Below are 15,626 nucleotides of genomic sequence, written 5' to 3' on the forward strand. Positions count from 1 at the left end.
TTACTTTCGATTAAAAATTGTGAGAACTTTTTGGGTTTTCTCATCTTTTGCGTATCGTCTGTCTTGCCTGAACGGAATTATGCCTAAAACATTATCGTTTCCGTCACTTAGCAGCCAGATTTTTTGCTTCGCTAAAATAGACAATTTTTCGTCCTTAAAAAACTTAGAAACTTTCTTTTTCCCCGAAAAACCATTCGGGTAGAATAAGTCTCCTTCTTTTTTGGTGCGAAGTTTTAGCGGATGCGTGATTTTTTCGGCATCAAATTCCCAATTGAAGTCTTTATTGATTTCTTCGATGAGCTCAATGGACTGCGAAATGTCGATGCTAAAGTGATTTTGATGCGATTCTGTGGTATTGGTTAAAACGATTTCTTCCTGAATTTTTATGTTTGGATTTAATTCAATGAAAATCAATTCGTTTCTGTTGATGATTAATTTATATTCTTTTGAATAAAATATACTTCCGGTTTCAGCAATGAAGATTTTCTGAATTTCTCCGGGTTGATTGAATCCGTATTTTTTTAAAATTTCAAATTGAATAAATTCAGTTTTATGATTCAGTTTTTCTTTATTTAAAATAGTGTTTTCTTCAGATTCAATTAAAATATTTTTTTCAATTTCTTGAATTTGATGATGAACAAAATCTTTAGTCTGATTTAAATACAAAATGCTTTTTCTGAAATTTTCTAAAAACTGTTCGTTGGTCTCCGAAAGTTTCGGGACGATTTCATTTCTGATTTTATTTCTCAGGTAATCATTTTTTTTATTGGAAAGATCTTCTCGGAAATCAATTTTGTTTTTCTCTGCAAATCTGTAAATTTCTTCTTTTGAAAAATTTAGTAAAGGTCGAAGAATATTACTTTCATTTGCCAGAATTCCACTTAAACCATTTATTCCGGAAGCTTTTGAAAGATTGATGATAAAAGTTTCTAATTGGTCGTTCAGATGATGAGCTGTCACCAGAAAATTTAAATTCTCTTTTCCCTGAATCTCTTTAAAAAACCGGTAACGAAGTTCTCTTGCCCAAAGCTGAATAGAATTTTCAGGCTTTTCATCTTTCTTCGAAACTTCATATAAATGAAATTTAATATTATTTTTTTCGCAAAAATCTTCCACTACTTTCTGATCCGAATCCGAATCTTCCCCACGAAGTTTATAATTAATGTGCGCAACCTGAAATTGGTATCCAAAATCCCGTAATTTATTAAACAGATATGCTAAAACCATAGAATCTGCACCGCCGCTTACCGCCAAAAGATAAGTTTGGTTGTCAGATAATTGGGTGAGGTTTTGAAGCTGTTTTTCGAAAGCGGATCGTGAAAGCGTCATGCTTAGAATTTCTTTTGTACAAAGATAAACCATATTATTAAAATGAATTTTGTTACCTTTGAGATCGTTTAAAAAGTTTATTTATGAAGATTTTTAAAATTTTAATGGCTTCGGCAGTGGTGTTGGGAATGACATCTTGTGTAAGTAAAAAACAGTATGATGCTCTTAGTGGCAACTACAAACAGTGTATTGAAAATATTGGCGAAAGACAGCGTGAGATTCAGGATCTGAAAGGTCAGAATTCTACGTTGACAGCAGAAAACAACCTTTTGAAAAGTCAGCATGATGCTTTGAAATCATCTTTGGATGCATGTCTTTCAAATACGGGGAAAAGCTCTGCAAATATTGATAAATTGGTTGGAGAGATCAATGCTTCAAACTCTTATATCAAACAGCTTATTTCAGCAAATGCTAAGAATGACAGCTTGAATTTAGCTTTATCAAACAAACTGAAAAGATCTTTGGATAATGTTGCGGATCAGGATGTTCAGGTAAAAGTTCTTAAAGGAGTGGTAATGATTTCATTATCAGATAATATGCTTTACAAAACAGGTGATTACAATGTTTTGCCGGCTGCTCAGGAAGTTTTGGGTAAAGTAGCTAAAGTAATCAACGATTACGACAAATATTCTGTACTCATTGAAGGTAACACAGATAATGCACCTTTAAGTTCCTCTAATCTTCCGAGAGACAACTGGGATCTTTCTGCATTGAGAGGTACTGCCGTAGCGAAAGTTTTACAGTCACAGTTCGGAGTTGATCCTTCAAGAATCACTGCAGGTGGCCGTTCTGAGTATAATCCTAAAGCGACAAACATGAGCGTTTCGGGAAGAGCAGAGAACAGAAGAACGGAAATCATCATTATGCCTAAGCTGGATGAATTCATGAAGTTGATGGATATTAAAGAAAAGAAATAAAGAATTAAGCTCCAAAATAAAATTCCGATAAGTAATTATCGGAATTTTTTTGTGTTTTTTTCAGACTACATCTTCTTTTTTCAAAAGCTGTATAATCTGTTTTAAAAATTGACTGCGTTTGCTATTTCGGGTAGTGTTTGTTGCGGAAGGAGAAGTTTTTGTGTTTTTTTGGATTCCTTTCGCAGCGGATAAATTTATTTTCGTCTCCATAATAGTATTTACCTCGTTTTTTTAAAGCAGTGATGCAAAGGTAACTGGGAATGGTGATGTAAACAATCCGTGTTTTTACGGTAATTTTCATTTGTGTTTCGATTTTCATTGAGCGCACCGATTTATTTTAATTAAATTTGAACAAATAAAAAATAATGAGCTTTTTTGAAGAAAAAAATCCTGAAATGGATAGGTATTTAGAAAATCATGCCTCATCAGAGCCTGAAATTCTAAAAAAATTGAGAAGGGAAACTTTTCAGAAGACGACTCAGCCACACATGATTTCCGGTTATCAGCAGGGAAGGCTTTTAACCATAGTTGCTCAGATGATGCAGCCAAAAAATGTTCTGGAAATCGGAACGTTTACAGGTTATGCCACACTCTGTTTAGCGGAAGGATTATCATCGGAAGGAAAAATTACAACACTTGATGTAAACGAGGATCTTGCTTATTTGCCAAGGAAATATTTTTCTGAAAGTGAATATTCAAACCAAATTAATTTCAAGATCCAGGATGCAAAAGAGTTTTTAAGAAATACGGATGAGGTTTTTGATCTGGTTTTTATTGATGCCGATAAAGAAAATTATGCAGAATATTTCAGATTGATTAAACCTAAAACAAAATCGGGTTCTGTCGTAATGTTTGATAATGTCTTATGGTATGGAAAGGTGTTAGATGAAAACCCGAAACAGAAATCTACTCAGGTTATCAAGGAGCTTAATGATTTGGTGGCAAAAGATGAAGATTTTGAAAATCTTATTTTACCTTTGCGAGACGGAGTAAATTTCCTGAGAAGGAAGTAATTTGAGGTTGGATGGTCAAGATTTTACAGCGTTATTTTGTCAACCTAAGCCTCAACCCTAATCTATAATTGAAAATATAAATGAATAAAGGAATTTGTGTCGTGACCGTTGCACCTGTTCGTGCTGAAAATTCAGATAAGGCAGAAATCGTTACCGAAATTTTGTTTGGCGAAAGTGCAGATATTCTGGAAGTGAATAAAAACTGGACTAAAATAAAAATGCACTACGACGGATACGAAGGCTGGATGGATACCAAACAGATCAAGCCGGTAACCGACGAATATCTTGCCAACAGAAAAGTAACCTTAATTACAGAAGACTTTTCTTCGATAATGACCAATGATGGAAAAACACTTCTTTCAATGGGTTCTGAAGTTGAATTTCCTGCCGTTGCATCAAGACGTAGTCATGATGTGAGAGAAAGTATTGTTTTAACAGCGAAAGAATTTTTGAACATTCCTTATTTGTGGGGTGGGAAAAGTTTTTTTGCGGTAGATTGCTCCGGTTTTGTGCAATTGGTTTACAAAATTCATCATGTGAAAATGCCGCGGGATACTTATCAGCAAGCAGAAGTTGGTGAAGCTTTAACTTTTGTCGAAGAAAGTCAGCCAGGTGATTTAGCTTTTTTCGAAAATTCTGAAGGGAAAATTATTCACGTAGGAATTATGCTCGAAAACCAAAAGATCATTCATGCTTCAGGGAAAGTAAGAATTGATACGCTTGATTCTTCGGGAATTTTTAATAAAGAATTGAATAAGCACACGCATAAATTAAGAGTCATTAAAAGTATTTTATAAATTTCTATGGGAAGCGTAATTTTTAGTGTATTTGATGTACTGAATTTGATTTTAGTTCTGCTATTGTGGATCTATACTTTGAGAATATATAAAAGGCTTCCCGAAAAAATCCCGACTCACTTTGATTTTGAAGGAAAGCCGGATCATTTTGGTAAAAAGCGATTTGCTTTTTTATTGCCGGTTTTATCAGCAATCTTCTATATTGCTTTTATATTTATCAGCAAATTTCCTGAGACAGGTAATTTCCCGGTTGAGATTACGGATGCCAATTCATCTGTTCAGTTTTTCATTATGATTCTTCTGATGAAAGGGCTTTTATTCCTTATTTTGTTATTATTTTTAAATATTCAGGATTATACGTTTCGTTATAGCTTTAATGCGGAGTCAAAAGCAAGAGTTCCTATTTTAATATTTATACCTTTTATTTTTTTAAGTGTCATGGCTGCGATAATTGCAGCTTACGTATATAGATAATTTTTAAAACTAAACATGAAAACCACAAAAACATTAGCTCAGATTTCAAATTCAAAAAGTTTCCAGCTGTCGGAAATTTTGGTGAGCTGGCAATATTATACAGAAGAAACAGTAATTTTAGCATATTCTGAAATCAAAAGGAGAGGAATTCAGATCAATGAAGAAATTGAAAAACTAATTACAGCATTTGCTGTAGCGCAGGGAAAGCCGATTGATCAACTCGAAGCTGAATTTTTTGAAAGTAAAAATGTGGAAAATTATCAGGAATACCATAACTCATTACCACAGTTTTCTGAAACAGTTACCGAAGAAAACAAAAAGCTTGAAAAACTAAGAAGAGATCAGGCATTCCAAAAAGAAGTTTTTGAAAAAAAACAGGCCAATAAAGATATTCTTTATGGCGGACTTTGGTTTGTTGGCGGACTTGCCATTACTTTAGCTTCTCTCGCAAGCGGAAAGGGTGGTTTTATTGCTTACGGAGCGGTGATCTTCGGTGGAGTTCAGTTTTTTAGAGGTTTAATGAAAAATTGATGACTTTTTTATATTCTATATTTGTGCATCTTCTCATTTTCGGAATGCAAGTTTTATCGTTGTTTCATGATAAAACTAAAAAGGGCGTTGAAGGAAGAAAGCAATCCTTAAATATTGTAAAATCTGCATTTTCAAAATCTGATAAAGTTTTGTGGATGCATGCTGCGAGTCTGGGAGAATATGAACAAGGGCTTCCTGTTTTAGAAAAGCTCAAAGAAAATTTCCCGGATCATAAAATTCTGATTACCTTTTTTTCGCCATCGGGTTATGAAAATGTCGCAAAGAAAAAACATATTGCAGACGCTGTTTGTTATCTCCCTTTCGATAAAAAGAATACTATAAAAGAATTTGTTTCTCAATTCAACTGCGAATTGTTTTTCACGGTAAAATACGATTACTGGTACAATCTTTTGGCAGAACTTAAAAATCAGAATGTAAAAACTTTTGTGATCTCGGCATTGTTTTATGAAAGCCAATCTTTCTTCACAAGCTACGGAAGATGGTTTGTAGAACAACTGAAAAAAAATATGACCTGGTTTTTTCATCAGACGCATCATTCATATGTTTTGGCTAAAAGTATTGGTCTACTAAATTCTTCGGTAACCGGAGATACCCGATTTGACAGGGTAAAGCAACTTAAGCTGAAAAATAATCATGTTGATTTTATTGAAGAATTTATTTGCGGAAAAAAAGTGATTGTTTTTGGAAGTTCTTGGCAGGCTGAAGAAAAAATTGCAAAAATTATTTCTGAAAATAATGAAGATTTAAAAATAATCATCGCTCCTCACGACTTAAAAAGAGTAGAGCATTTAAAAGAAATTTTCCCTGAAGCGTTGTTGTACAGTGAATTGAAAAACGCTCAAACTCTCAAACTCTCAGACTCTCAAACCTTAATTATTGATAGTATAGGATTACTCTCCAAGCTTTATTCTTATGGTGATATTGCTGTTGTCGGTGGCGGTTTTCACGATGCGGGACTTCATAATATTCTGGAAGCAGCAACTTTCGGTGTTCCTGTAATTTTCGGAAATCATTACAAAAAAAATCCTGAAGCAGATAATTTGATTGCTGCAAAAGGAGGGATGTCTTTTGAAAATGAAAATTCTGCAGCCAGATTTGTTTTAAGCTTGATAAAAGATGAAAAACTGTTGAATGAAATGTCTGAAAATGCTGGCAGATTTGTGACAGAGCAGCCAAATTCAACTGAATTGATTATTAATAAAATTTTATCACTTTAAAAATCCCTGACTTTTAATGTCCTTAATAATCAAATCAAAATGATCAGGAATTCTTTCGACATTAAACCAATTAAAATCGATTCCATTATTAATGAAAAGTTTTTCGAGATAAATATTGTTGGTTACTTTTTCATATACGGTTGAAAGAAGTTGGTCGATTTCCATCCAATAATCTTCATCGAGTTTTTTAGTTAACGCTAAAGCTTTTACAATTTTATTGATGATATAGAGGTAAAGTTTATAAATGTCATTGAATCTCTGTCTGCTCAGTTTATCGTTGTATTCTAAAATCTGATTAATTAAAAATAAATTCAAAGAAACATCACCGAATTTATCGGTTGTTACTTTAACGTGTTCTGTAATTTCTGCACTGATCTTGCGAATGAGAACGACGAAATATTTTTGATTGCTAATATATTTTGCAGCATATTCTACTTTCTCCTTCACGATTTCTTCCATCTGGTCACGTTTCTGATCGGTAGTTTCTTCATCGATTAATTCGAAATACAATTTTTTAGAAAGAATTTTGTCTTTTTTCAGTAGCCTGAAAATTAACCGGTCTTTTTCAATATTTGAAAGTTGGCTTAAAGCTGCTTTAAATTCTTTAGAATACTCCATTAATTAAATATTTTAGAATATTTCATAAATCCGTTCAGTGCCCAGTTTGCTGTGTAATATAAAGATTTTACAGTAGAAAACCCCATGAAATCTTTATACACAAGATATTGATCTTTAATGATATTTTTTTTCTTTCTGGAAACACTGTTTTTACGCATTCTGTATTTTGCCATTGTCTTTTTAAGAGGATAACCTTTAGGAATCTCTTTTAATAAATTCAGCCACATCACATGATCTTCACGTTTGCTTTTTATAGGAAAGTAAAATTTCCCCACTCTTTTGGTGTCGTAAATGGTAGAAACAGGAGCAAGTCTGCAGGTTTTAAGCAAATTGGAAAACGTTACGATTTTATCTGCTTCAAAATCTTTTAAAATTGGCTCCATCGTATATTCGTCACATCTTGAATAGTTGCAATATACCAATTCTGCATTGTTTTTCTGCATAAAACAGGTCATTGTTTCAAGATATTCCGGATACCAGAGATCATCAGAGTCCAGGAATGAAATATATCTTCCCTGAGCTCTCTCAAGACTTTTGTTACGGGCATTTCCTGCGCCGCCGTTCTTCTCGAGAACCTGTAGTTTTATTCGCGGATCATTATATTTTTTTATAATTTCAACTGTATTGTCTTTTGAGCGATCGTCTGAGATAAGCCATTCCCAGTTTTCATAAGTTTGGTTAAGGACAGACTGTATCGTTTCCTCAATAAATTCAGCGGAGTTATAAGATGGCGTAATGATAGAAACAAGATCTTTCATTGTGATTAAATTACATTAAAATTATAAAAATCTTTTCTCATAAAAATGCCATGAACTCACCCCGACTGCGATGACAATCAGCATACAGAAGAACGCCATCAAGTAAGGATTGTAATCTTCAAATAATCCTAAAGTGGTAAATGTTCTGATAATTGGAAAGTGAAAAATATAAATCCCGTATGTGAAGTCTCCATATTTCCCGAAATTATTTAAAAATTTCAAAGAATAAGCGATATACAATATAATAATCCCGATCATCATTGGGGAAAATAGCTGAATGTTGATGAATAAATCGATCCAGACCGTTAAAACAGCGATGATAAACAGTGAATTTTTATGTTTAATAAATTTATCAAAATTAAAATAGATCAACATTCCCGGGATAAAATAAGAAAGTGTTCCGGGAAGCTGTTTTGCCATTGAAATTTTACCTACTGATTCAAAATAATTAAGATAAGCAAGTGATAAAAAGTAGAGAATGATTAAACTGACGTTTCTGTATTTATTGTTTTTTCCGAATAATAAAAACAGCAAAGGCACACAGAAATAATAGCACATTTCTATTTTCAGAGTCCAGAGTGCACCATTCACCGCCTGATTTCCGAAAACTCCGGGAAGCCAGGGTGCTTTGAAATTTAGAAACAAAGAATTCCAGAAAAGATATTTATAGACCTGTGTATTGGCGAAATATTCGGTAAGAGAATAAGTGCTTACCAAGCTCAGCAATATCGCACACAGGAAAATGACCAATAAATAAGCAGGAACAATTCTTTTTATTCTCTTCGTTAAGTAGCTTTTAAGGCTTGAGGATCTTTCATAACTTCTTGCAATCAAAAATCCGCTGACAACAAAAAATCCGAAAACTGCAATTTCAACAGGGCTGTGTTGAAGAAATTTTAGTTCAGTAGAAGCACTTAAAGCGCCTAAGTGTCCTAAGAAAACAATAAAAGCCAATAGAACTCGGAGGAAGTCGAAATTATTTTTCGTGATGTCTTGCATTTGTCGTGTTTTGTGCAAAAATAGTTTTTTTTACAGAATACAGTGTATTTCCGTTGCTTGAATATTTGTTAAATCAACGTCATTTAAAGCATTTGTAAAGGCAAAAAGATATGAGATAATAAATTTTTATAATATTTCTTCAAAAAATATGTTTAATAATTATAAATAAATCATAATTTTAAGCCTTGAAAAATTTGATCTATGAAGAAATTAGCATTAATTGCAGGATTATCATTATTAGCTTTTACAGGATGTAACGACGACGACGCTCCGGAACAGGTGTTTCCTCTTGTAGGAACTTGGTCTCCGACTAAAGAGGTGATTACCCAAGTTGAGGTAGACGGAACGGGAGTATCTGATGAAATTGTTTACACAGATTGTCAAAAAGAATCAAGATGGGTTTTTAACGAAAATCTTTCCGGGAAAAGAACCAATAAAGATATGGCTGGATCTACTCCTACGTGCAGCACAATTTCTGAACGTAATTTCTCTTACGTCTATAATGCTTCTGAAAAAAATATAGAGATCAAATATCAGGGAACTGTTGTTGCAGATAAAGGTAAAGTGACTTTACTGGATGCTCAGACATTGAATCTTAAAATTGAAGATACAACGGATCCTACAATTTATAAGTCTACAACTTATACATTCAAAAGAATAGCTCAATAATAATTCAGTATTGCTTTAATATATAATCTCATCGTAAGATGAGATTTTTTGTTTATAAGTATCGCATATATTTAATTTGAAATTCAATTTCCATTTCTTATAAATTCATTATTTTTGTGAAAATTAGAATTGGAATTTTTAAATCTAATGTCTAATTACTAACATCTAATATCTATAAAAAAGTGTTTTACGATCATCAGCAGATAGAAAAAAAGTGGCAGAAATACTGGGAAGACAATCAAACGTACAAGACTTCCAATAACACAGACAAACCGAAATTTTATGTTCTCGATATGTTTCCGTATCCTTCCGGAGCAGGGCTTCATGTAGGTCACCCGCTTGGATATATTGCATCGGATATTTATGCGAGGTACAAAAGACATCAAGGTTTCAACGTTCTCCACCCGGTTGGCTACGATAGTTTCGGGCTTCCTGCTGAGCAATATGCTATTCAAACGGGAACGCATCCTGCGATCACAACTGAGCAAAACATTACAAGATACGAAGAGCAGTTAAGAAAAATTGGTTTCTCTTTCGACTGGAGTAGGGAAGTGAGAACTTCCGATGCTTCTTATTATAAATGGACACAATGGATTTTTATTGAATTGTTCCATTCATGGTATAATAAGGATACGAATAAGGCTGAATCTATTTCTACTTTAATCAAACATTTTGAACAAAAAGGAACAGAAGGTTTAAATGCGAATCAGAACGACGAATTAAGTTTCACAGCAGAAGAATGGAAATCTGCTTCTGAAATGGATAAAGAAGATATTCTTTTAAATTACCGTTTAGCGTACAGAGCAGAAACGACTGTAAACTGGTGTCCTGCTTTAGGAACAGTGTTGGCGAACGACGAAGTGAAAGACGGAAAATCTGAAAGAGGTGGTTTCCCTGTTTTCCAAAAGAAAATGATGCAGTGGAGCATGAGAATTTCTGCTTACTCTGAGAGATTATTACAAGGTTTAAAAACTTTAGACTGGCCGCAACCTTTGAAAGATTCTCAGGAATACTGGATCGGAAAATCTCAGGGAGCGCAGGTTAGGTTTAATGTTGATGGTCATGACGAAATCGTTGAAGTTTTCACCACAAGACCTGATACAATTTTTGGAGCAACGTTTATGGTCTTGGCTCCGGAAAACCCTTTAGTAGAAACAATTACTACAGCAGAACAAAAAGCTGAGGTAGATACTTATATTGAAGAAACTTCCAAAAAAACCGAAAGAGACAGAATGTCTGACGTGAAAAACGTTTCCGGTGCTTTCACGGGAAGTTATGCAATCAATCCGTTCAGCGGAGAAAAAATGCCGATCTATATTTCAGATTATGTTTTGATGGGTTATGGAACGGGAGCTGTAATGGCTGTTCCTGCACACGATGAGCGTGATCACAGATTTGCGAAGAAATTTAATTTAGAAATTAAAAAAGTTGTAGAAACAGACGAGGACGTTCAGGAAAAATCTTTTGATTCTAAAGATTCTGTTTGTGTAAATTCTGATTTCTTAAACGGCTTAAATTATAATGAAGCGAAAACATTGATTATTGATGCCATAGAAAAAAAAGCAATCGGTCACGGAACAACGAATTACAGACAGCGTGATGCAATTTTTTCAAGACAAAGATATTGGGGAGAACCAGTTCCTATCTATTATAAAGATGGAATGCCTTATACGTTGCCGACTTCCGCACTGCCTCTGGAACTTCCTGAAGTTGAAAAATATTTGCCGACTGAAGACGGAGATCCGCCATTAGGAAATGCAAAAACTTTTGCATGGGATGAAGAGAATCAGAAAATTGTTGATACTGATTTAATTGACAAAAAAACTGTTTTCCCATTAGAATTATCTACAATGCCGGGTTGGGCAGGAAGTTCTTGGTATTTCCTTAGGTATATGGATTCGAAAAATGATAAAATGTTTGCCTCACCAGAGGCTTCAGATTATTGGGGTCAGGTTGATTTATATATAGGTGGTAGCGAGCACGCGACCGGTCACTTATTATATTCTCGTTTCTGGAATATGTTCTTAAAAGACAGAGGATATATTAAAAATGATGAGCCTTTCCAAAAGTTGATCAACCAAGGAATGATTTTGGGGATGAGCGCTTTTGTGTATAGAATTGACGGTACAAATCAATATGTATCAAAAAATCTAGCAAAAGATTATCAGACTCAGGCAATCCACGTTGATGTATCTTTATTAAAAGGAACTTCTGACGAATTAGACACAGAAGCTTTCAAAGCTTGGAGACCTGACTACGCAGATGCAGAATTTATTTTAGAAGACGGAAAATACATCACAGGTCGTGAAGTAGAAAAAATGTCTAAGTCAAAATACAATGTTGTAAATCCTGATGATATCTGTGAAGAATACGGAGCAGACGGTTTAAGATTGTATGAAATGTTCTTAGGTCCATTAGAACAATCTAAGCCATGGAACACGCAAGGTCTTAGCGGAGTTTACGGTTTCCTGAAAAAATTCTGGAATTTATATTTTAATGGTGAGGTTTTTGAAGTATCGGAAGAAGAGCCGACAAAAGCAGAATATAAAGTTTTGCATACATTAATAAAAAAAGTGGTTTACGACATCGAAAACTTCTCTTTCAATACATCTGTATCTTCATTTATGATCGCTGTAAATGAATTGCAGAAAATAAAATGTAACAAACGCAATATTTTAGAACCTCTTGCCGTTATCATCTCTCCTTATGCTCCGCACATCTGTGAAGAGCTTTGGAGTAAATTAGGTCATAATGAGACAATAGAATTTGAAAAATTCCCTTTGCTGAACGAAGATTATCTGATAGAAGATGAAATTTTGTATCCTGTAAGTGTAAATGGCAAGATGAAATTTAAAATTTCCCTTCCGGCAACATTATCTCCAAAGGAAGTTGAAGATTCAGTGCTTCAAGATGACAAAATGGGACAGATTTTAGAGGGGAAAACTCCGAAAAAAATCATAGTGGTGCCAAAAAAAATTGTAAATATTGTAATTTAAAAGAAATTTAACATTGGTAAATTATAAAAAAACATATCTAATTTTTTCAAGTTTTAAATGTATTTTTCAAAATTTGAAATAATTGATAAAATATCTGAAAATATTTGCATTTTTAGAATTGAGGTATATTAAACCTTTGAAAAAAAGATAAAATGTTTTCTCATACACTTGTATTTTAATTATTTTTGCCTTTATTTTACAAACTCTAAAATTTTAAAACAATATAATTTAGTTAAATATGGAAATGAATGTTTCAAAAAATGATGAGCAAGTAGTTGCTAAAAAAGCAGGAGGTCTTAATCCAGCTGTAATTATCCCTATTCTATTGGCAATAGGTATTTGTATTTATTTATTCGTTCTTGGTAGTCCGGGGAACTTTAAAGATGCAGAAAAATTAGGTTCTGGATCAGTTGCTTTTTCAAGTGTTGAAGGGAAAGACATTCACCCAGATTCGTTTTTAGGAATTATCTACAAAGGAGGGGTTATCGTACCAATCTTGATTACTTTCATGATTACTGTAATCGTTTTCTCTTTCGAAAGATATTTCATCCTTAGCAAAGCTGCAGGAAAAGGAAACTTAGACAACTTCGTTGTAAAAGTAAGAAGCTTACTAAACCAAAACAAAGTTGACGAAGCTCTTGAAGAGTGTGACAGACAAGAAGGTTCTGTTGGTAACGTAGTAAAAGAAGGTCTTACGACTTACAAAGCATTATCTCATGATACTACATTGAACAAAGAACAAAAAATGGTTGCTCTTAACAAAGCTATCGAAGAAGCTACAACTCTTGAGATGCCAATGTTAGAGAAAAACATGATGATTCTTTCTACTTTAGGTACAGTGGCTACCCTAATCGCTCTACTTGGAACGGTAATCGGGATGATCAAAGCATTCTTTGCTTTAGGTTCTGGTGGTGGTACTCCTGATGCTGCTGCACTTTCTACAGGTATCTCTGAAGCATTGATCAACACGGCTTTAGGTATTGGTACTTCTGCAATTGCGATTATGCTTTACAACTTCTTTACTTCTAAAATTGATGGATTAACTTATAAGATCGATGAGATCGCTATGAGCATCCAGCAGTCTTTCGCAGAATTCAACTAAGAATTTTGTAGCAAGATATTTGCATTATTTAGAAAGAAGTTTAATTAAAAAATTATAAAATAATGGCGAGAGTCAAACCAAAAAGACACGGAGTAATTACGGATATGACGGCAATGTGTGACGTTGCATTCCTATTACTTACGTTCTTTATCTTGACCACACAGTTCAAAAAACCTGATGTGGAGCAGATCAAACCGCCATCTTCAATATCAGAAAAATTACTCCCTGATGCAAGTTTAATGACTATTAATGCTACGCCGGACGGAAAATTTTATTTTCAGCCAGTAGACAATGCTTCAGAAAGAGTAGATCTTCTTAAAAAAATGGGTGAGAAGTATAATCTTCCTGCTTTTTCTCCAAACGAAATTGCAGCATTCCAGAGAGTTCAGGCAGTTGGTGTTCCTATGGCACAGCTAAAGAGCTTTCTTAACCTGTCAGAAGATGAGCGAAAGAATTATAAGAGTCCTACAGGGATTCCTATGGATAGTACTAATAAACAATTAGTTGACTGGGTAGAGCAGAGTCTTAGCGTTAATCCTGATTACAAATTAGCAATCAAAGGTGACGTTACTACGGAGTACCCTAAAGTTAAAAGTTTATTTGAGGGTTTAAGAGATATTGATTTTCTTAAATTTTGGTTGATTACGTCACAAGAAGGTAAACCTAACGAATAATATCGATTAGAAATGGCAGAAGTACAAGTACAGGAAAAAGGCGCCAAAGGCGGCAAGGTACGTTCCAAGAAACAGAGTACCAGAGTTGATATGACTCCGATGGTGGACTTGGGTTTTCTATTGATTACCTTCTTTATGTTCACAACCACATTCTCTAAACCGAATGTTATGGATTTGGGTCTTCCGGCTAAACCGAAAGAAAATACTCCAAAACCACCTCCAACAGAAATTAAACTTTCAAATTCAATTTCTCTATTATTAGGAAAAGATAACAGAATTTTTTGGCATCAGCAAGATAATACTTCTCTGACTGACCAAAATCTGAACGAAACTAATTTTGACAGAGAAGGAATCAGAAAAGTAATCGAGCAAGCAAAAGCTAATGCGGCAGATAAAACTAAGTTTACAGTAATTATCAAACCGACTGACGATGCAGTGTATAAGAACTTTGTAGATATTCTTGACGAAATGGCTATTACCAAAAGTGAGCAGTACGGTGTTACCGATCTGAAGCCTTGGGAAAAAGCAATCTATGACAAGAAAGTAGGAAATCCAGCTGGTGCTGCTCCTGCAACAAAGTAATTTAACCATTAATATTGAATTACAATGGCAGATGAAAATGTGTACAGTCAGAATCTTACTTTAGACGAGATTGTATTTGAAAATAGAAATAAAGAATATGGTGCATATGATATCAGACATCAGTATCCTAGATTACTGACAAAGTCTTTTATCATTGGAACATCTCTATTCTTGGTGGCTGCTTTATCTCCGTTTATCTATCTTACAATTAAAAACATGAATGCTCCTGAAAAGCAGGAAGTTCAGTTGGATTTGAAAGATGTATTGCAGGAAGATAAAATTATTGAAGAGCCAAAAGAAGAAGAACCACCACCACCACCACCACCTCCAAAAGAGGAAGAGAAAATAGAAGTTATTCAGAACGTAGTTCCGGAACCAGTGAAAGCTCCGAAAATTGAGACTCCACCGCCGCCGATTTCTAAGCAATTAGAAACAACTACTGGTTTGCAGAATCAGGAAGGTGTTAAAGCTCCGGCTTATACGCCACCACCGCCACCACCATCAACAGGTACTAAGGCTTCAACAGCCGAAGTTAAGCCTCAGGTAAGTGATACTCAGATCTACAATGAAGTTGAACAAAATGCGGAATTCCCTGGCGGAATTAACGCATTCAGAACTAAAATTTCTAATAATTTTGATGGTTCTGCAATGAGTGGCGATGAAGGGACTGTAAAAACTGAAATTACTTTCGTTGTTGAAAGAGATGGATCTATTACAGACGTAAAAGCTAATGGCAAAAATTCTGATTTTAATGCAGAAGCTGTTAGAACTGTAAAATCAATTAAAAATAAATGGACACCAGGGAAAATCAATGGCCAGCCTGTACGTTTGCGTTTCAGACTACCTTTAACAATGAATTTCGAAGGTTAATTTATTTTAATAATAATTAAAAAAGAGAGGCTTATGCTTCTCTTTTTTATTTTTTTTAA

At 34.1% G+C, this 15,626-nt stretch carries 16 protein-coding genes; 12 read left to right on the forward strand and 4 right to left on the reverse strand.

Annotated features, from left to right (window positions below; translation table 11 throughout):
- On the reverse strand, nt 1-1,362 hold the full coding sequence (gene tilS / locus BA768_RS05680) for a tRNA lysidine(34) synthetase TilS (RefSeq protein WP_228388312.1): 1,362 nt from the start codon (nt 1,360-1,362) through the stop codon (nt 1-3).
- A gap of 50 nt (nt 1,363-1,412) precedes the next feature.
- Between tilS and BA768_RS05685 the strand changes: the two genes are divergently transcribed.
- From BA768_RS05685 to BA768_RS05710, 6 genes are all read left to right on the forward strand, one after another.
- A complete protein-coding gene (locus tag BA768_RS05685; RefSeq protein ID WP_034679025.1) occupies nt 1,413-2,246 on the forward strand; it encodes an OmpA family protein in 834 nt (277 codons plus the stop codon).
- Between the two features lie 365 nt (nt 2,247-2,611).
- Nucleotides 2,612-3,259 carry an O-methyltransferase gene (locus tag BA768_RS05690; protein WP_034679028.1) on the forward strand — a complete coding sequence of 216 codons (648 nt, stop codon included), beginning with the start codon at nt 2,612-2,614 and terminating at the stop codon, nt 3,257-3,259.
- 80 nt (nt 3,260-3,339) lie between these two features.
- A complete protein-coding gene (locus BA768_RS05695) occupies nt 3,340-4,056 on the forward strand; it encodes a C40 family peptidase (RefSeq protein ID WP_065720033.1) in 717 nt (238 codons plus the stop codon).
- 6 nt (nt 4,057-4,062) lie between these two features.
- Nucleotides 4,063-4,530, forward strand: coding sequence for a DUF1648 domain-containing protein (locus BA768_RS05700; protein ID WP_065720034.1), 468 nt, complete (start codon nt 4,063-4,065; stop codon nt 4,528-4,530).
- A gap of 15 nt (nt 4,531-4,545) precedes the next feature.
- The gene (locus BA768_RS05705; protein WP_065720035.1) at nt 4,546-5,061 is read left to right on the forward strand and encodes a hypothetical protein; all 516 of its coding nucleotides are present in this window, start codon (nt 4,546-4,548) and stop codon (nt 5,059-5,061) included.
- Nucleotides 5,061-6,299, forward strand: coding sequence for a 3-deoxy-D-manno-octulosonic acid transferase (locus BA768_RS05710; RefSeq protein ID WP_065720036.1), 1,239 nt, complete (start codon nt 5,061-5,063; stop codon nt 6,297-6,299). Before BA768_RS05705 ends, BA768_RS05710 begins: the two co-directional genes overlap by 1 nt.
- Here the strand turns inward: BA768_RS05710 and BA768_RS05715 are convergent.
- The 3 genes from BA768_RS05715 to BA768_RS05725 are packed head-to-tail and all read right to left on the reverse strand — an operon-like array spanning nt 6,291 to nt 8,674.
- Nucleotides 6,291-6,917 (reverse strand): deoxyuridine 5'-triphosphate nucleotidohydrolase, encoded by a 627-nt coding sequence (locus BA768_RS05715; protein ID WP_065720037.1) that lies wholly within the window; start codon nt 6,915-6,917, stop codon nt 6,291-6,293. The two genes, BA768_RS05710 and BA768_RS05715, sit on opposite strands and share 9 nt — an antisense overlap.
- Entirely contained in the window at nt 6,917-7,675 is a 759-nt protein-coding gene (locus BA768_RS05720; protein ID WP_065720038.1) for a glycosyltransferase family 2 protein, read from the reverse strand. Before BA768_RS05720 ends, BA768_RS05715 begins: the two co-directional genes overlap by 1 nt.
- Nucleotides 7,676-7,696: 21 nt before the next feature.
- Nucleotides 7,697-8,674, reverse strand: a complete 978-nt coding sequence (locus BA768_RS05725; protein ID WP_065720039.1) for an acyltransferase family protein — start codon at nt 8,672-8,674, stop codon at nt 7,697-7,699.
- Between the two features lie 201 nt (nt 8,675-8,875).
- On the opposite strand from BA768_RS05725, the gene BA768_RS05730 reads away from it, so the two are divergent.
- The 6 genes from BA768_RS05730 (at nt 8,876) to BA768_RS05755 (ending at nt 15,567) form a co-directional block, all read left to right on the forward strand.
- A complete protein-coding gene (locus BA768_RS05730) occupies nt 8,876-9,343 on the forward strand; it encodes a lipocalin family protein (protein ID WP_065720040.1) in 468 nt (155 codons plus the stop codon).
- A 182-nt stretch (nt 9,344-9,525) separates the two neighbouring features.
- The gene (leuS, locus tag BA768_RS05735) at nt 9,526-12,339 is read left to right on the forward strand and encodes a leucine--tRNA ligase (protein ID WP_065720041.1); all 2,814 of its coding nucleotides are present in this window, start codon (nt 9,526-9,528) and stop codon (nt 12,337-12,339) included.
- Between the two features lie 238 nt (nt 12,340-12,577).
- A complete protein-coding gene (locus tag BA768_RS05740; RefSeq protein ID WP_034679039.1) occupies nt 12,578-13,441 on the forward strand; it encodes a MotA/TolQ/ExbB proton channel family protein in 864 nt (287 codons plus the stop codon).
- A gap of 62 nt (nt 13,442-13,503) precedes the next feature.
- A complete protein-coding gene (locus tag BA768_RS05745) occupies nt 13,504-14,115 on the forward strand; it encodes an ExbD/TolR family protein (protein ID WP_034679040.1) in 612 nt (203 codons plus the stop codon).
- 12 nt (nt 14,116-14,127) lie between these two features.
- On the forward strand, nt 14,128-14,697 hold the full coding sequence (locus tag BA768_RS05750; protein ID WP_034679041.1) for an ExbD/TolR family protein: 570 nt from the start codon (nt 14,128-14,130) through the stop codon (nt 14,695-14,697).
- Between the two features lie 24 nt (nt 14,698-14,721).
- A complete protein-coding gene (locus BA768_RS05755; RefSeq protein WP_034679042.1) occupies nt 14,722-15,567 on the forward strand; it encodes an energy transducer TonB in 846 nt (281 codons plus the stop codon).
- Nucleotides 15,568-15,626 lie beyond the last annotated feature (59 nt).

The sequence above is a fragment of the Chryseobacterium sp. CBo1 genome (genome assembly GCF_001693475.1).
GTDB classification, from domain to species: domain Bacteria; phylum Bacteroidota; class Bacteroidia; order Flavobacteriales; family Weeksellaceae; genus Chryseobacterium; species Chryseobacterium formosense.